This is a genomic window from Bacillus cereus group sp. MG9, assembly GCF_040459995.1.
Lineage (GTDB): Bacteria > Bacillota > Bacilli > Bacillales > Bacillaceae_G > Bacillus_A > Bacillus_A mycoides.
This window is the reverse complement of record NZ_JARVHC010000001.1, coordinates 4,413,811-4,432,184: the sequence shown is the minus strand read 5'-3', so window position 1 is coordinate 4,432,184 and position 18,374 is coordinate 4,413,811. Positions and strand designations below refer to the sequence as shown.

Here is an 18,374-nt window from a genome sequence, read left to right as displayed (position 1 = left end):
ATGAACGCTCTCGCTGGCAAAACAGTATTGATTACACGTGCCCAGCACCAAGCGAAACAAATGAGTGTAGCAGTGAAAGAAAGGAGCGGAATTCCATTGGAAATTCCGCTTTTGCGTATGGAAGGTACGTCTCATAGGCAAATTCAACATATAGCAGGGCAGCTACATTCGTATGACTGGGTTATTTTCACGAGTAAAAATGGTGTAGCTTTTTTTCTAGATAGTTTGAGAAAGAAGCTCCCCGGACCGATTAAAATTGCTGCAGTAGGCGTGAAAACAAAGTTAGAGTTAGAAAAGCGAGGCTATCAAGTAGATTTTGTTCCCACTGCATTTGTTGCAGAAGTATTTGCAGAAGAGTTTGTAAAAAAACTAAGTGGAAACGAATGTATTTTATTTCCGAAAGGGAATTTAGCAAGAGATGTTATTCCAGTTAAACTCCGGGAAATGGGTGTTTCTCTAGAGGAGCTAATCGTATACGGTACGAAAGAAAATGTAATGAAAAAGCAAGAGCTTATAGTAGCGCTAGAAGTAGGGAAAGTAGACATTATTACATTTACGAGCCCTTCAACTGTTGATAGTTTTGTTCGTTTACTTGAGGGTACAAACTGGAGAGAATGGACGAAAAAATGTACAATTGCTTGTATAGGGCCTATTACGGAAAAAGAGGCGAACCTCTATTTTCCACATGTTATTGTGCCAAAAGAGTACACTGTAGAAGCATTACTACAATGCATTTGTGAATCTATAAAGTGAAACTTTAATCAGTGGGGGGGTTGTTCATCCCCCACTGATTATTATTTGAACCAATCGGGCGTTTACGGGCAGTTGATCTCCCACCTAACTTCTTTGCTCCAGCCGAATTTTGAGGTGGGGGTCTTACTGCCCGTTAATGCGGGATAAAATAAAAGAATGGGGATAGAAATCTATGAATTCTTTACAATTTAATCGTCATCGTCGTTTAAGACAAAGCGGGGGCATGCGTGCGCTTGTACGTGAAACATTTTTACATACAGAAGATTTTATTTACCCTATTTTTGTATTAGAAGGAGAAAATACTCGTAATGAAGTTCCTTCTATGCCAGGCGTATATCAAATGTCTTTAGATTTATTGCAAGCTGAAATGCAAGAGGTCGTTGATTTAGGTATTCGTTCTGTTATTGTATTTGGTTTACCTGCTGAAAAGGACGAAGTTGGATCATCGGCATATTGTGAGCATGGAATTGTACAGCGTGCAATTAAGCAAATTAAAGATGAGTTCCCAGAGCTAGTAGTAGTTGCAGATACATGTTTATGTCAATTTACAAGCCATGGTCATTGCGGTGTTATTGAAGATGGCGTTATTTTAAATGATGAGTCTCTTGCAGCTCTTGCAAAAACAGCTGTAAGTCAAGCGAAAGCAGGGGCAGACATTATTGCACCATCTAACATGATGGACGGATTTGTAACAGCAATTCGCCATGCATTAGATGAAAATGGTTTCGCGCACGTACCAGTTATGTCGTACGCTGTGAAATATTCATCAGCATTTTACGGACCGTTCCGTGATGCAGCACATGGTGCACCGCAGTTTGGTGACCGTAAAACATATCAAATGGACCCAGCGAACCGTATGGAAGCATTCCGTGAAGCAGAATCAGATGTAATGGAAGGGGCCGACTTCTTAATTGTAAAGCCAGCTCTTTCTTATCTAGATATCGTTCGTGATGTGAAAAATAACTTTAACTTACCAGTCGTTGCTTATAACGTAAGTGGTGAATATTCGATGATTAAAGCAGCAGCACAAAATGGTTGGATTAATGAAAAAGAAGTTGTACTTGAGAAATTAATTAGCATGAAACGCGCAGGAGCAGACTTGATTATTACGTATCATGCAAAAGATGCAGCAAGATGGTTACAAGAAGGAGGCGCTAAATAATGAAAAAATTTGATAAATCGATTGCGGCGTTTGAAGAGGCTCAAAATTTAATGCCTGGAGGCGTAAACAGCCCTGTTCGTGCTTTTAAGTCTGTTGGTATGAATCCGCTGTTTATGGAGCGCGGAAAAGGCTCTAAAGTATATGATATCGATGGGAATGAATACATCGATTACGTATTATCGTGGGGACCTTTAATTCATGGTCATGCGAATGATCGTGTTGTTGAGGCTTTAAAAGCTGTTGCTGAAAAAGGAACAAGCTTTGGTGCACCAACAGAAATTGAAAATAAATTAGCGCAGCTTGTTATCGAGCGTGTACCATCAATTGAGATTGTGCGTATGGTTAACTCTGGAACAGAGGCGACAATGAGTGCACTACGTTTAGCTCGTGGTTACACTGGACGTAACAAAATTTTGAAATTCATTGGTTGTTATCACGGTCATGGTGATTCTTTATTGATTAAAGCAGGTTCGGGTGTAGCAACGCTAGGTTTACCAGATAGCCCTGGTGTACCAGAAGGTGTAGCGAAAAATACGATTACAGTAGCGTATAACGATTTAGAAAGTGTAAAATATGCTTTCGAACAATTCGGTGATGACATCGCTTGTATAATTGTAGAACCAGTGGCAGGGAATATGGGTGTTGTTCCCCCGCAACCAGGGTTTTTAGAAGGACTTCGTGAAGTTACAGAGCAAAACGGTGCACTACTTATTTTTGATGAAGTAATGACAGGATTCCGTGTTGCTTATAATTGTGGACAAGGTTACTACGGTGTAACTCCTGACTTAACTTGTTTAGGTAAAGTAATCGGTGGTGGCTTGCCGGTAGGAGCATACGGTGGGAAGGCAGAGATTATGCGTCAAGTTGCACCAAGCGGACCGATTTACCAAGCTGGAACATTATCGGGTAATCCACTTGCAATGACAGCAGGTTATGAAACGTTAGTGCAGTTAACGCCAGAATCATATGTGGAATTTGAGCGTAAAGCAGAAATGTTAGAGGCTGGACTACGTAAGGCAGCTGAAAAGCATAATATCCCGCATCACATTAATCGTGCAGGTTCTATGATTGGTATTTTCTTTACAGATGAGCAAGTTATTAATTATGATGCAGCAAAATCTTCAAACTTAGAATTCTTTGCAGCTTACTATCGTGAAATGGTAGAACAAGGTGTATTTTTACCACCTTCTCAATTTGAAGGTTTATTCTTATCGACAGCACATAGTGATGCAGATATTGAGGCGACAATTGCGGCGGCCGAAATTGCAATGTCAAAATTAAAAGCATAATTTCTTAGAGAAAATCGCTTTCCATTAGGGGAGCGATTTTTTTTATTCATAAAGTAGCCTTAGGGAACATAAATCTGTAATGACATATAGTTTGGGAGGGGGAAAAGAAGTGGCAACAGATCATTCATTACGATTTTCATTAAAAGAATCTGTTTGGTTCCAGAAGGGACAGGAAGTCGAAGAACTTTTGTCAATTTCGTTAGATCCAGACGTTGAGATAGAGGAGCTCGATCATGAAGTTATCGTGAGGGGGCAATTAGATTTAACGGGAGAGTACGTTGCAAGGCAAGATGATTCAGCTTATTCGTTAAGAGAGCTATCACCAGCAAAGGCAATTGATTATGTAGAAACAAGGGCAGACGGGGTTAATGAGCTTGTCCATTCCTTTCCGCTCGAAATATCAATTCCAAGAAATCGAGTGAAAGTAATTGAAGAATTATATGTATCAATCGAGGAATTTGATTATGAATTAAAGGAAAATGGTTGCTTACAACTATTAGCGGATATATCTATTACAGGTTTATGTGACGAAGAAAGAACCGAGGATGAAGAGGAAGAGACGGTGTATGCCGAGTTGGAAGCTGATTCAGCTGAAGAAGATGAAAGTAGACCTGTACCGCACGAAGAGGTACCAGCCTATAAAGAATCAGATGGATGGGAAGATTATGCATTTGAGCCGTTTCAGTTAGAAGAAAGAAAAGAGCAAGAAATAGAAGAAGAGGAATTAGAAGAACATGAACTTGTGGAGCGTGAAGAGGAGCAAGAAAAGACGCCACAATTTGAATTGTTCGGGCGGAAAAATTTCAAGAAAGAAAAAGCGAAAAAGCAGGAAGAGCCAGAGGAAGAAGCATATTCACAGCGAGATGAAAATGCACTTTATTTAACGAAATTATTTACGAAAGAACCAGAAGAAGAATTTACGAAGGTAAGAATGTACTTCGTACAAGAAGGAGATACAATTGAATCGGTTGCAGAACGTTATGAAACGACTGTACAAAGCTTATATCGTGTAAATCAATCAGAAGATATATATTTAACTACAGGGCAAATTATATATATTCCTGTTTCAAAAGCAACAGTGAAATAAGTGAGTGAGTTTTTTCACTCACCTCTTTTCTTTTCCTAGAAGCTATGTTTTGAATAAGAAAGGGTTATTCGTATGGATATTGAATTACGAAATCGCTATGAACCCATTGTGAGGCAATATAGATTGGACACTCAGCATATGGAAGAGCACGGAAGTGTAATGAAAATTTATACGAATCAAGGTCCGTATGCGTTAAAGAAAATACAAGATAGAAAATTAGAGCGGAATAATTTTTTACACCATATTCAGTATTTGAAGGAGAAAGGTTTTTCGAATTATGTACCTATCTATCACACGACGGACGGGAATTATGTTTTAAGTGATGGGGCGTATAGCTATTATTTAATGCCTTGGTTAGAACGTGCGGAAGGAAATGGCGAAGATAATGATCAATACCATAAGATGTTTCAAACGCTCGGGACGTTGCATCAAAAAACGGTGAAAGAGGAGACTTATACAGAAGAAGATTTAGAAAAACATTATACAAATATATCCGGCCGTTGGGAAAATGATGGCGAGATATTAGAAGAGTTTCTCATAGAATCTGAAGCGAAGTGGTATATGTCTCCATTTGAATTACAATATTGTACGTATTATCACCACGTTATGAGAGCACGTGAGTTCGCAACGAAACAATTAAGTGAATGGCATGATGCAATGAAAGAAAAGGAAAAAACACGTACTACTTTCGTTCATGGAAATGTATCGCTTAATCACTTTTTATTTGATTATGAACGAAACGGTTATTTTATTAGTTTAGAAAAGTCTCAGTTTGCTACACCGGTACAGGATATCGTCAGCTTTTATTCAAGGTCTTTGAACACATATCCAATTGCGCGGAGCGACCGCTTTGAATGGTATCAAATGTATCAAAAAAATTTTCCATTTACGAAAGAGGAGCAGCTTCTTATGTTTGCGTATATGACGTACCCGTCGCATTTTATTCGGCAAATTCAGTCGTATACGAAAAGAAGAAAGAGTCGTAATGAAGAAAATGAGCTTCGCGGGGTAAAAATTCTGCAGCAATCGCATTGGCTCATTAGTAATACAGAATATTTCCTTTCGCAATTACAAGCTGCCCAGCAAGGGAACGGATAAAGAAGATAAGTAGGGAGAACCCTGCTTATCTTTTTTTATTAGTTCCATAAAGAGATAAAAGCCGTAGTTTCAAATTTATCTTGACGAATAAGGTTTCGTTTTTTACACTATTGTATATAATAATTAACAATCACATAAATGCATTGAAGGGGAAGAGTATAACATGAAACGTCTTCAGAGAGGGGAACCATTGGCTGGGAGGTTCTCTAGATAGTTATGTTAGAAGGTAGCCCTGGAGCATCTTTTCTGAACGGAATGATTCTTATTAGGAAAAGACGGATTTGTCCGTTATCAAATTAAGAGTATAAGCAAATTCTGAATTTGTTTGTAAATAAAGGTGGTACCGCGATGTCCCTCGTCCTTTTTTGGATGAGGGGCATTTTTTATTTTAAGGAGGGAAAATAATGTCAAACACGGAAAATAATTTACCAACTAAATATGATCATATGTCCGTTGAAGAAGGCCTTTACAAGTGGTGGCTTGAAGGCAAATATTTCGAAGCAACAGGAGATGAGAAGAAACAACCATATACAATTGTAATTCCACCTCCGAACGTAACTGGTAAGTTACACTTAGGTCACGCTTGGGATACGACGCTTCAAGATATTTTAACTCGTACAAAGCGTATGCAAGGTTACGATGTATTATGGCTTCCAGGAATGGACCATGCTGGTATCGCAACGCAAGCGAAAGTAGAAGGAAAACTTCGTGAAGAAGGTATTTCACGTTACGATCTTGGTCGTGAGAAATTCCTTGAAAAAGCTTGGGAATGGAAAGAAGAATACGCTTCTCACATTCGTCAACAATGGGGGAAAGTTGGTTTAGGACTAGACTATTCTCGTGAACGCTTCACATTAGACGAAGGTTTATCTAACGCTGTTAATAAAGTATTCGTTCAATTATATGAAAAAGACTTAATTTACCGCGGTGAGTATATCATCAACTGGGATCCAGCAACACGCACAGCTCTTTCTGATATTGAAGTAATTCATAAAGAAGTTCAAGGTGCATTCTACCATATGAACTATCCGTTAACAGACGGCTCTGGTCACATTCGCCTTGCAACTACTCGTCCAGAAACAATGCTTGGTGATACAGCGGTAGCAGTTCATCCAGAAGATGATCGCTACAAACATTTAATCGGAAAAACAGTTACACTTCCAATCGTAGGCCGAGAGATTCCGATTATTGCTGATGAATACGTAGAAAAAGACTTCGGAACAGGCGTTGTGAAAATTACACCAGCTCATGACCCGAATGACTTTGAAGTAGGTAACCGTCATGACTTACCACGTATTTTAGTAATGAACGAAGATGGAACGATGAACGAAAAAGCTGGTAAGTATAACGGTATGGATCGTTTCGAATGCCGTAAAGAGTTAGTGAAAGACTTACAAGAAGCTGGCGTATTAGTAGAAATCGAGCCTCATATGCACTCAGTAGGTCATAGTGAGCGTAGCGGTGCAGTTGTTGAGCCTTATTTATCAACACAATGGTTCGTAAAAATGGCTCCACTTGCAGAAAAAGCGGTAGAACTTCAACAAAAAGAAGAAGAAAAAGTAACGTTCGTACCAGAGCGTTTTGAAAACACATACTTACGCTGGATGGAAAACATTCATGACTGGTGTATTTCTCGTCAATTATGGTGGGGACACCGCATTCCAGCTTGGTATCATAAAGAAACTGGTGAAGTATACGTAGGTACAGAAGCACCAGCAGATCTTGAAAACTGGAATCAAGATAATGACGTGCTTGATACATGGTTCAGTTCAGCATTATGGCCATTCTCAACACTTGGCTGGCCGAATGAAGATGCAGCAGACTTTAAAAAGTTCTATTCAACAGATGCTTTAGTAACTGGTTATGACATCATCTTCTTCTGGGTATCTCGTATGATTTTCCAAGGTTTAGAGTTTACAGGAGAGCGTCCATTTAAAGATGTATTAATTCACGGTTTAGTTCGTGATGAGCAAGGACGTAAAATGAGTAAATCTCTTGGTAACGGTATTGATCCGATGGATGTTATCGAGAAGTACGGTGCAGATGCAATGCGTTACTTCTTATCAACAGGAAGTGCACCAGGTCAAGATTTACGTTTCAGCATGGAAAAAGTAGAATCTACTTGGAACTTCATTAATAAAATTTGGAACGCATCACGTTTCGTATTAATGAACATGGATGACATGAAGTATGAAGAAATCGATTTAACTGGTGAAAAATCAGTTGCAGATAAGTGGATTTTAACTCGCTTAAACGAAACAATCGAAAGTGTAACACGTAACATGGATAAATATGAGTTCGGTGAAGCTGGTCGTTCATTATACAACTTCATTTGGGATGATTTCTGTGACTGGTACATTGAGATGGCGAAACTTCCACTATACGGTGAAGATGAAGCAGCTAAGAAAACAACTCGTTCGATTTTAGCTTACGTATTAGACCAAACGATGCGTCTATTACATCCATTCATGCCGTTCGTAACAGAGAAAATTTGGCAACATTTACCGCATGAAGGCGAGTCTATTACAGTAGCAGCATGGCCAACAGTTCGCGAAGATTTACAAGATAAAGAAGCGGCAGCAGAAATGCACCTTCTAGTTGATATCATTCGCTCTGTTCGTAACATCCGTGCGGAAGTAAATACGCCAATGAGCAAAAAAGTTCAAATGCAAATTAAAGCAAAAGACGAGGTAGTACTAGCTCAGCTTACGAAAAACAGCTCTTACATTGAGCGTTTCTGTAACCCAAGTGAACTAACAATTAAGATTGATTTACAAGCGCCAGAAAAAGCGATGACTGCAATCGTATCAGGTGCAGAGTTATTCTTACCGTTAGCTGATCTTATCAATCTTGATGAAGAGAAAGCGCGTCTTGAAAAAGAACTTGAGAAGTTCGGTAAAGAAGTAGAACGTGTACAGAAGAAACTTTCAAACCAAGGATTCGTAGCGAAAGCTCCTGCAGAAGTTATTGACGGAGAGCGTGCGAAAGAGCAAGATTACCTAGAAAAACGCGAAGCGGTTCGTCAACGTCTAGCGGATCTTGAGAAATAAAAATGTTTTTCAGAGACTCACTATATTGGTGAGTCTCTTTTCTTTGCGTATAATAGAATTAAGAAGTTTGTCTTTTGAAAGGGGAATAGCAAACGTGATACATACATACGAAGAAGCGATAAACTGGATTCATAGCCGATTGAAATTTGGGATAAAACCAGGACTAGAAAGAATGCAATGGATGTTAGAAGAACTCGGAAATCCAGAGCGTCATATAAAATGTGTTCATCTAGCCGGCACAAATGGAAAAGGTTCAACCTTAACATACATGCGCTACATGTTAGAAGGTGCGAAATATAAAGTAGGATCGTTTACATCGCCTTACATAGAAACATTCAATGAACGTATTAGTGTAAACGGAATACCGATTGCAGATGAAGAGATTGCGGAACTTGTAAATATGGTAAAGCCAGTCGTTGAAAAATTAGATGAGACGGACTTAGGAGAAGCGACTGAGTTTGAAATCATTACAGTAATGGTAATTTATTATTTCGGTAAAGTTAATTTCTGTGATGTTGTTTTATTTGAAACGGGGCTTGGGGGAAGATTTGATTCTACAAATGTTATTCATCCGGTTCTCACGATTATTACGAATATCGGCCACGATCATATGCATATTTTAGGCAATACACTAGGAGAAATTGCATATGAAAAGGCAGGGATTATTAAGTCTGGTGTTCCAGTTATTACTGGTGTGAAAAATGAAGAAGCATTGCAAGTAATTCAAAAGGTTGCTAAGGAAAACCATGCAAGCTTATATGAACTTGGAAAACAGTTTACAACATTACATAAACATTCTAATGAAGATGGGGAACATTTTGATTTTGATTGTCCATTTGCCTCGTTTGAAAATGTTCGAATTTCAATGAAAGGTATTCATCAAGTAGGCAATGCAGCGCTAGCGCTTATGGCAGTAATGTATTTAAAAACATATTTATCATTTTTAATTAATGAAGAGGAGATGAAAGTTGGCTTACAAGAAGCATACTGGATTGGTCGATTTGAAAAGTTACAAAGTAATCCAGATATTATAATAGATGGTGCTCATAATCCAGAAGGTATTGAAAGTCTTGTAAAAACAGTAGAGGCACATTATAAAAAGAAGAATGTAATAGTTTTATTTACTGCTCTTGGTGACAAACAGTTACATAACATGGTAGGGCAATTAGAAAAAGTTGCTGATGAAATAATATTTACGACGTTTGCCTTTGATCGTGCCATTTCTGCTGACAAGCTTGCATCGTATTCACAACAAGAGTCAAAATTAGTTTTTGAAGATTGGAAAGAGGCAATTGATACAAAGGTTGACATGATAGGAGAACATGATGTTTTTATCATAACAGGTTCTTTGTATTTCATTTCCGAAGTTAGAAAATATATTCGCGAGAAAAACTAGATAGTCTTTGCTATCTAGTTTTTTGTTCTACAAATGAAGTCAAATGCATACATATAAGATAATAATATAGGGTTATTTGACGAATTCCTCTGACAAATATCTCGTTTTTTTGTGGAATGAATATGATATGATGCGGACAATGACAAGAGGTGAGGTGTGAGTGTATGGACAAGCAATCACGAACGATCTCGGTGAAAGTAAATGGAACAGAAGCGAAGTATGAGGAAAAAAAGAAGGATGAGTTTGACTGGATGATAGCAGAAAGTGAGAGACCGAAAAATGTCGTTCCGTTTCAAAAAGCGAAATCAGTATCTATGGAAAAATATCGAAAGAAGTGGAGCAATACAATAATCGCAATTGTTGCAACTGCAATAATTATCGGTACTGCATTTGGGATGGGTATGATTCATTTATTAACTGGACAAGGGACGACAGGAGAAGGTAAGGTAACGGCTTCGAAGCAGACAGGTAATGAGGAACAAAAGGTGGGTGGAACGGCAGAACAAACACCAACACCGAAAGAGGAAAAACCAAAAGCACAGGTAGGAACGTCATTAGAACCAATGAAACTATTTTTCGTTCAAGGAGGGCTTTATTCCTCTGAAGAAAAAGGACAGGCTGCTATTGAAGAGTGGAAAAGTAATGGGGGCGTGGCTACTTTGAAACCGAGTGGTGATAAGTATGCGTTAGTTGTTGCTATTACGAGCGATGAACAGGCTGTTAATCAATTAATAGATCAGTATAAGCAAGATGGTGTTTCAGTTTTGAAAAAAAATTGGGATATTACAGATAAAGCATTGCTCAAAAATGATAAAGAAGTAGGAATGTTTTTAGCGAAAGTGCAGCCATTATATACTCATTTAGCAAAATATGTGTCCAGCGTACAAACTAGTGGAAAAAGTAATCCAAAAGATATAGAAGCGATTCAAAAAGAGTGGAAAGCTATTGAAAAGGAAGGGAAGAGTATGAAGCGTGAAGATGCGAAGAAGCTTTATACGTATACGTCAATAGCGGTGCAAACGATTAAGGAAGGGAAGAGCGATAAGGAATCTGTAGCTAAATTAAATCAAGTTATTATTGATGGTATACTTTCGTATGAAAAAATGGTTTCACAAAAAGTGAAATAATAGGATAATGAAATGACGAAGAAAGAAGTACATATACTTCTTTCTTTTCTTTTGAATTTAGAACAAAGTGCTTTCTGTATGGGCAGCATATAATCGTATTTAAAAAGAACTATTATTTTGTTTAGAGAAAATGATATTTCTAGAATTTGTGGGGAAACTATTCCTTTGATACGATTGATTTAAATTATTCTGCTTCATGTGAGAAGGGAAGGAGAAAATATGAGGAAAATTATTTTAGCTTCAGGGTCACCTAGGAGGAAGGAACTGCTTGAATTAGCAGATGTTCCATTTGAAATCGTTGTTAGTGAAGTAGAAGAGACGATTGGTGCATATTCATCACCTTCTGATATTGTTATGTCGCTTGCTTTGCAAAAAGCATCTGCTGTGGCAGAAAACCATAGTAATCAAGTTGTACTAGGTGCAGATACAATTGTTACATATGATTCGCGTATTCTTGGAAAGCCGTCTAATGAGGCTGAGGCGAAAGAAATGTTACGATTATTATCGGGGAAAACACACGAAGTATACACAGGTGTTGCAATTATATCGAAAGAAAAAACGGTAACTTTTTATGAACGTACAGAAGTAACATTTTGGGGATTAACAGAAGAGGAAATAGACGTATACGTTGCATCGAAGGAACCACTTGATAAAGCAGGGAGCTATGGAATTCAAGGTAAAGGGTCTATTTTTGTTCAACATATTCAAGGGGACTACTACAGTGTAGTTGGCTTGCCAATTGCGCGTCTTGTCCGTGAATTAAAACAGTTTGATAGCGATGTAACCCATGTGTAAAATTGCATGGGGTTTTCTTTAGGAGAAATCGTAAAAAAAGGGGTGGAGAGATGAACGGTATTCGTGATGTTGTGAGAGAAGAACAGCCACGGGAGCGTTTATTGTTAGAAGGAGCAGGAAGTTTATCGAATCGAGAACTTCTTGCAGTTTTACTCAGAACGGGTTCTAAAGAAGAAACGGTGTTAACGTTATCAGATAATATTCTCCATCATTTTGACGGCTTACGAATGTTAAAGGATGCAACGTTAGAAGAGATGATGAGCATTCATGGTGTTGGGATTGCAAAGGCGTCGCAGCTTATGGCTGCTTTTGAATTAGGTAGAAGAATGGTACGTTTAGAATATCAAAATAGATATAGTATTCGAAGTCCAGAAGATTGTGCGAGTTATATGATGGAAGAGATGCGTTTTTTGCAACAGGAGCATTTTGTTTGTTTATATTTGAATACGAAAAATCAAGTTATACATAGGCAAACTATTTTTATTGGAAGTTTAAATACGTCGATTGTGCACCCAAGGGAAGTTTTTAAAGAAGCGTTCCGTCGGGCAGCAGCCTCTATTATATGTCTTCATAACCATCCCTCAGGAGATCCGGCGCCGAGCCGTGAAGATATTGAAGTTACAAAACGATTAGTAGAATGTGGTCGAATTATCGGAATTGAAGTACTTGATCATATCATAATAGGTGACCATAAATTCGTGAGTTTAAAGGAAAAAGGTCATATTTAAGACTATTCTTTTTACTTATTTTGTTTTATAATGTGATTTATGAGTTTTTTGTAGAAAATTATCTACAAAAAGGATGCAGATATAAAAAAACGTACTGTTTTTATAAATATAAAGTAAGAAAAATGAGTCCGTGAAAATAAGAAGGGAAGATAAATGATATGTTTGGATTTGGTGGATTTACTCGCGATCTTGGAATAGACTTAGGAACAGCGAATACGCTTGTATATGTGAAAGGGAAAGGTGTAGTTTTACGTGAACCTTCAGTAGTAGCATTACAAACTGATACGAAACAAATCGTTGCGGTAGGTAGCGATGCAAAACAAATGATTGGTCGTACACCAGGAAACGTAGTGGCACTTCGTCCTATGAAAGATGGTGTAATTGCTGATTACGAAACAACAGCAATAATGATGAAATACTACATTCAACAAGCTCAAAAATCAAATGGATTCTTCTCACGTAAACCATACGTAATGGTATGTGTACCATCTGGTATTACAGCTGTAGAAAGACGTGCAGTAATCGATGCGACTCGTCAAGCTGGTGCTCGTGATGCTTATCCAATCGAAGAGCCATTTGCAGCAGCAATTGGTGCAAACTTACCTGTTTGGGAGCCGACTGGTAGTATGGTTGTTGATATCGGTGGTGGTACAACAGAAGTTGCAATTATTTCTTTAGGTGGTATTGTAACAAGTCAATCAGTTCGTGTTGCTGGTGATGATATGGACGATTCAATCATTCAGTACATTAAGAAAAGCTACAACTTAATGATCGGTGAAAGAACAGCAGAAGCATTAAAATTAGAAATCGGTTCTGCAGGCGAGCCAGAAGGTATTGAGCCTATGGAAATTCGCGGTCGTGATTTAGTAAGTGGTTTACCGAAAACAGTACTAATTCAACCAGAAGAAATTGCAGATGCATTAAAAGATACAGTAGATGCAATTGTAGAATCAGTTAAAAATACGTTAGAAAAAACTCCACCTGAATTAGCAGCGGATATTATGGACCGTGGTATCGTATTAACGGGTGGCGGGGCATTACTACGTAACTTAGATAAAGTTATTAGTGAAGAAACAAATATGCCAGTTCTTGTTGCAGAGGATCCATTAGATTGCGTAGCAATTGGAACGGGTAAAGCATTAGACAATATCGATCTTTTCAAAACTGCTGCTCGATAATATTGCAAAATAAAAATCAATGAAATTAAGAGGGTGTGAACGTGCCACAGTTTTTCTTAAACAAAAGATTAATTGTTTTGTTAGTTAGTATTATTCTTCTCGTGGCATTGATTGGAATCTCATTGAAAGAACGGAACAGTTTATCATGGCCAGAGCAGTTTATAAAAGATACTGTCGGTGTTGTAGAACGTGTATTCCAAAAGCCAGCGAATTATGTTGCCGGATTCTTCGAGAACGTAGAAGATGTAAAGCGCACGTATGAAGAGAATAAAAAGCTGAAAGCAAAATTAGATTCTACCGCAGATTTATCTGCAGTAGTGAAAAATTTAGACGATGAGAATAAAAAACTACGAGAATTAACTGGTAAAGAAAAGTCCCGTGGTGATTATACGGAAGTACAAGCTAGTGTGGTTTCTCGTAATCCCGATAAATGGTACGATTTAGTTGGAATTGATAAAGGAGCACAGCAAGGGATCAAAAAAGATATGGCTGTTGTAACTCCGAAAGGTTTAGTTGGACGCGTAAAAAGTGTATCTCAGTTTACATCTTCAGTAGAGTTGTTAAGTTCGATGAGCCGAACAAACCGTGTTTCTGCTATTGTACAAGGACAAGAAAATATCTTTGGATTAATTGAAGGTTACGATAAAGAAAAACAACTACTTCTTTTCACAAAGATTAGCTCTGATGCAGAGGTACAAAAAGATCAACTAGTTGTAACATCTGGACTTGGTGATATCTTCCCTAAAGGTCTTGCGATTGGGAAAATTGTTGATGTTCAGCCAGATCCATACGGTTTAACAAAAACGGCTTATGTAAAACCATCCGCTGATTTGAATGATGTAGAGCATATTATAGTTGCAAAACGTGATATGCCTACAGCGCCGTTAGAATAGGAGGGAGAGAAGAGATGATGACGATTTTAAAAAGAGCAGCTCTTCCTCTTTTGCTCCTTTTTGTTTTTTTATTTGAAAATATGTTCTCTACTGTTGTTCCAACAGACGTCTTTTGGAAAGGCAGTATAGCAGCACCGCATTTCTTTATAATTGTGTTATGTTTTATTACAGTGTACTATAGTCCGGTTCAAGGGATTTACTACGGACTATTATTTGGTTTCTTATTTGATACCGTATACACGGAACTTGTCGGTATATATATATTTGCTTATCCGATTTTAGCTTATTTAGTTTATAGTGTGATGAAAGTATTACAATTGAATTTATTTATTGTCGCTTCTATCGTACTGGCTGGCATTGCAGCATTAGAGTATTATGTGTATGGGTTTTTAACTTTGTTAGGACGTACTCACATGTCAGCATCTGTCTTTTTCACAGATCGTCTCCTTGCTACTTTATTGCTAAATGGAATTTTCTTATTAATAGTTTGTTTCCCACTGAGACGATATTTAGTGCGTCTTTCAAAAGCGATAGAAGAAAAAGAAAAAAGGATTTTCTAATTTTATGTCGAATTGAATCGGTGGGGTGAACTTTAGTGGAAGAAAAAAAGCAACAAAATGTAACGATAAAAGGGACAAAAGATGGAATAACACTTCATTTAGATGATTGCTGTTCATTCTCTGAGCTACTAAAAGAATTGGATGAAAAGCTTTCTACACATTACTATGAGAGTGACGGACGTTCTTTAATTGAAGTGCGTGTTAAAGTAGGAAATCGCTATTTAACAGAAGTACAACAAGAAGAGATTCGTACGTTAATTCGCAATAAGAAGAACCTTGTTGTAGAATCAATCGAAAGTGATGTTATAACAAAAGCAGAAGCAATAGCTTGGAAAGAAGAAACAGAAATTGTCCCTATTTCCAAAATTGTTCGCTCTGGACAAGTGTTACATGTAAAAGGCAATTTATTATTAATTGGAGATGTTAATCCAGGCGGAACGGTTATCGCTGGGGGGAATATTTTTGTCTTGGGATCATTAAGAGGAATTGCACATGCGGGGTATGATGGAGATTCAGAAGCTGTTATTGCTGCATCTATTATGAACCCTATGCAACTCCGAATTAGTGATGTGACAATGCGGGCTCCGGAAGAGAAAGAAGACGGAGCAGAGGCGGCAGAATGTGCGTACATTAATGAGAACAATCACATTGTTGTCGATCGCCTGCAACTTCTCACTCATCTTAGACCTAATTTAACAAAGTTAGAAAGGGGAATTGTATAGCTGTGGGAGAGGCAATAGTAATTACATCTGGAAAAGGCGGAGTAGGTAAAACTACAACGTCTGCGAACATTGGTACAGCCCTTGCGTTATCTGGGAAAAAAGTGTGTTTAATTGATACAGATATCGGTTTACGCAATTTAGACGTAGTAATGGGGCTAGAAAATCGTATTGTATTTGATCTTGTTGATGTCGTTGAAGGGCGTTGTCGTTTACCTCAGGCTCTTATTAAAGATAAGCGTTTTGATGATCTTTATTTATTACCTGCAGCACAAACGAGCGATAAGTCGGCGGTAACACCTGAACAAATGGATGAATTAATACAAGTATTACGTCAAGATTATGATTACATATTAATTGATTGTCCTGCGGGGATTGAGCAGGGGTTTAAAAATGCAGTAGCAGGTGCGGATAAAGCAATCGTTGTAACAACACCAGAAGTATCCTCAATGCGTGATGCGGATCGTATTATCGGGCTTTTAGAGAAAGAGGATATTGAACCACCGAAACTTGTCATTAACCGTGTGCGTAGTCATATGCTTCATGAACAGGATATGTTAGACGTTGATGAAATCGTACGTACACTGTCAATCGAGCTTCTTGGAGTTGTCGAGGATGATGATGAAGTTATTCGTGCTACGAATACAGGTGAACCTGTAGCGCTGCAACCTAGCGGGAAAGCAGCAATAGCTTATCGTAATATTGCAAGACGCTTGTTAGGTGAGAATGTACCATTACAAGCATTTGAACAAGAAAAAGTATCGGTATTTACAAAGATGAAAAATTTCTTTGGAATCCGTTAAAAGCACTTCGCATAAATGCGGAGTGCTTTCTTTTTTCTTCGCATGAATATCTTCCTTCTATAACTCATACATATGTACAAACTGTATATAACTGTTTCTATTTGAATAAGGCTAACGAAAGAAAGGAGACAGTATGAAGAATAGACGTGTGGAAGAAATTAAAAAGCGGATTGCGAAAAGGAAAGCAGAGCAAGAATTGCTAGAAGAAGAGCAGTATTTTGCGGGAGGAGATTTTGATAGCGAAACGGTCTTTATTGAAGAGGGGGAGAAGGAAATTCATCCTCTATTTCGAAAAGAAGTTTTTCTCTTCAAAGTTTTGCTATCAGCAATATTAGTTCTTTCGGTTGCTATTTTATTTAAGAACGCACCTTCTTCTTTTGATGGTACTAGAGCTGTTACAGAAAAAGTTATGCAAGAAGAATTTCAATTTGCTACTATATCAAAATGGTATGAAAATCAGTTTGGAAAACCTCTCGTGTTCTTTTCTCCAAATGAGAAAAAAGAAGAGGCTATTCAGCAAAAGGATTATGCGATTCCTGCCTCTGGAAAGGTGATGCAAGGATTTCAAAAAAACGGCCAGGGTGTATTTGTTCAAACGGCTACAAATGCAACGGTGGAGTCAGTAAATGAAGGTATAGTTGTTTTTGCGGGCAAGAAAGAGGAACTTGGAAATACAGTTCAAATTCAGCACGCTGATGGTACGGAGTCATGGTATGCAAATTTAAATGATATGTCAGTAAAATTATATGATTACGTTTCAAAGAAACAAAAAATTGGAATAGTGAGTAATGATGAAAATAATAAAAATGGCAAATTTTATTTTGCAATAAAAAAGAATGAAAAATTTATTGATCCAATTCAGGTGATTTCATTTGATTAAATATAGGGATGTTTTCACGAAAATTTCTGTGCATCCGTTGTTTTGGGTTATTATTGTCATTGGTATTTTTACAGCACGTTTTAAAGAGTTACTATTACTATTTTGTATCGTTTTAGTTCATGAACTTGGGCATGCTTTTGCCGCAGCGTATTATAATTGGCGTATTAAACAAATTCAGCTTTTGCCGTTTGGTGGTGTAGTTGAGATGGAAGAACATGGGAACAAATCGTTAAAAGAAGAATTAATTGTCGTTATGGCGGGGCCAATTCAGCATATATGGATGATTGCAGTCGCTTACATTTTGTATAAAGCGGGCTGGGTAACTGACGATTTGTACCATTTCTTTGTATGGAATAATGTCATTATTTTAGGGTTTAATTTATTGCCTATTTGGCCACTTGATGGTGGAAAAGTATTATTTAATGTATTATCATATCGTTTTCCCTATTTACAAGCACATGAAAAGATGATGAAATTGTCATGTGTTTTTTTTAGTGTAATATTAGGATGGCAGTTACTTTGGAATAGTAATAACATTATGATGTGGGTATTACTCGTTTTTCTAGCGATTTCTTTATATCAAGAATGGAAACAAAGACGGTACGCATTTATGCGTTTTTTATTAGAGCGTTATTATGGGAATAAAAGAGATATTGAAAAAATAGCACCTATTGAGGTGAAAACGGAAGATCATTTATATACGATTTTCACAAAATTTCGCAGAGGATATAAACACTCTATTATCGTCCATGGAAAATATAAAGAGCATTACACATTGGACGAAAATGAATTGTTGTATGCGTATTTTGCTGAAAAACGAACAACCTCATCTGTTGAAGAATTAATTGGTTAGTGT

The 18,374-nt window shown here is 37.6% G+C and carries 17 protein-coding genes and 1 other annotated feature; all 17 genes read left to right on the top strand.

What is annotated here, in order from left to right; all coding sequences use genetic code 11:
* On the top strand, positions 1 to 753 hold the full coding sequence (gene hemD / locus QCI77_RS22780) for a uroporphyrinogen-III synthase (RefSeq protein ID WP_002088828.1): 753 nt from the start codon (positions 1 to 3) through the stop codon (positions 751 to 753).
* Positions 754 to 925: 172 nt separating this feature from the next.
* Positions 926 to 1,915, top strand: coding sequence for a porphobilinogen synthase (gene hemB / locus QCI77_RS22775; RefSeq protein WP_002015358.1), 990 nt, complete (start codon positions 926 to 928; stop codon positions 1,913 to 1,915).
* Entirely contained in the window at positions 1,915 to 3,204 is a 1,290-nt protein-coding gene (hemL, locus tag QCI77_RS22770; RefSeq protein ID WP_002034163.1) for a glutamate-1-semialdehyde 2,1-aminomutase, read from the top strand. Before hemB ends, hemL begins: the two co-directional genes overlap by 1 nt.
* Positions 3,205 to 3,283: 79 nt before the next feature.
* Positions 3,284 to 4,291 carry a stage VI sporulation protein D gene (gene spoVID / locus QCI77_RS22765; RefSeq protein ID WP_353825504.1) on the top strand — a complete coding sequence of 336 codons (1,008 nt, stop codon included), beginning with the start codon at positions 3,284 to 3,286 and terminating at the stop codon, positions 4,289 to 4,291.
* A gap of 72 nt (positions 4,292 to 4,363) precedes the next feature.
* Positions 4,364 to 5,389 carry a spore coat protein YsxE gene (gene ysxE / locus QCI77_RS22760; protein WP_002190786.1) on the top strand — a complete coding sequence of 342 codons (1,026 nt, stop codon included), beginning with the start codon at positions 4,364 to 4,366 and terminating at the stop codon, positions 5,387 to 5,389.
* Positions 5,390 to 5,523: 134 nt separating this feature from the next.
* Positions 5,524 to 5,755, top strand: a binding site (T-box leader).
* A gap of 38 nt (positions 5,756 to 5,793) precedes the next feature.
* Positions 5,794 to 8,439 carry a valine--tRNA ligase gene (locus QCI77_RS22755; protein ID WP_113768835.1) on the top strand — a complete coding sequence of 882 codons (2,646 nt, stop codon included), beginning with the start codon at positions 5,794 to 5,796 and terminating at the stop codon, positions 8,437 to 8,439.
* A gap of 94 nt (positions 8,440 to 8,533) precedes the next feature.
* Positions 8,534 to 9,835 (top strand): bifunctional folylpolyglutamate synthase/dihydrofolate synthase, encoded by a 1,302-nt coding sequence (locus QCI77_RS22750; protein ID WP_353825503.1) that lies wholly within the window; start codon positions 8,534 to 8,536, stop codon positions 9,833 to 9,835.
* Between the two features lie 164 nt (positions 9,836 to 9,999).
* Positions 10,000 to 10,962, top strand: coding sequence for a stage II sporulation protein B (locus tag QCI77_RS22745; protein WP_085312439.1), 963 nt, complete (start codon positions 10,000 to 10,002; stop codon positions 10,960 to 10,962).
* A gap of 219 nt (positions 10,963 to 11,181) precedes the next feature.
* Entirely contained in the window at positions 11,182 to 11,757 is a 576-nt protein-coding gene (locus QCI77_RS22740; protein ID WP_060751111.1) for a Maf family protein, read from the top strand.
* A 50-nt stretch (positions 11,758 to 11,807) separates the two neighbouring features.
* Positions 11,808 to 12,485 carry a DNA repair protein RadC gene (gene radC / locus QCI77_RS22735; protein WP_002015368.1) on the top strand — a complete coding sequence of 226 codons (678 nt, stop codon included), beginning with the start codon at positions 11,808 to 11,810 and terminating at the stop codon, positions 12,483 to 12,485.
* A gap of 158 nt (positions 12,486 to 12,643) precedes the next feature.
* Positions 12,644 to 13,663: a cell shape-determining protein MreB gene (mreB, locus tag QCI77_RS22730; protein WP_002015369.1), complete on the top strand. Its 1,020-nt coding sequence runs from the start codon at positions 12,644 to 12,646 to the stop codon at positions 13,661 to 13,663.
* A 41-nt stretch (positions 13,664 to 13,704) separates the two neighbouring features.
* Positions 13,705 to 14,556 (top strand): rod shape-determining protein MreC, encoded by an 852-nt coding sequence (gene mreC / locus QCI77_RS22725; RefSeq protein WP_002129256.1) that lies wholly within the window; start codon positions 13,705 to 13,707, stop codon positions 14,554 to 14,556.
* A 14-nt stretch (positions 14,557 to 14,570) separates the two neighbouring features.
* A complete protein-coding gene (gene mreD / locus QCI77_RS22720; RefSeq protein WP_002015371.1) occupies positions 14,571 to 15,116 on the top strand; it encodes a rod shape-determining protein MreD in 546 nt (181 codons plus the stop codon).
* 35 nt (positions 15,117 to 15,151) lie between these two features.
* The gene (gene minC, locus QCI77_RS22715; RefSeq protein ID WP_002015372.1) at positions 15,152 to 15,838 is read left to right on the top strand and encodes a septum site-determining protein MinC; all 687 of its coding nucleotides are present in this window, start codon (positions 15,152 to 15,154) and stop codon (positions 15,836 to 15,838) included.
* Positions 15,839 to 15,840: 2 nt separating this feature from the next.
* On the top strand, positions 15,841 to 16,638 hold the full coding sequence (gene minD, locus QCI77_RS22710) for a septum site-determining protein MinD (protein WP_000503308.1): 798 nt from the start codon (positions 15,841 to 15,843) through the stop codon (positions 16,636 to 16,638).
* 133 nt (positions 16,639 to 16,771) lie between these two features.
* Positions 16,772 to 17,518: a M23 family metallopeptidase gene (locus tag QCI77_RS22705; RefSeq protein WP_002034147.1), complete on the top strand. Its 747-nt coding sequence runs from the start codon at positions 16,772 to 16,774 to the stop codon at positions 17,516 to 17,518.
* On the top strand, positions 17,511 to 18,371 hold the full coding sequence (locus QCI77_RS22700) for a M50 family metallopeptidase (protein ID WP_002088816.1): 861 nt from the start codon (positions 17,511 to 17,513) through the stop codon (positions 18,369 to 18,371). The genes QCI77_RS22705 and QCI77_RS22700 overlap by 8 nt, the downstream gene beginning before the upstream one ends.
* The last annotated feature ends 3 nt before the right edge of the window (positions 18,372 to 18,374 follow it).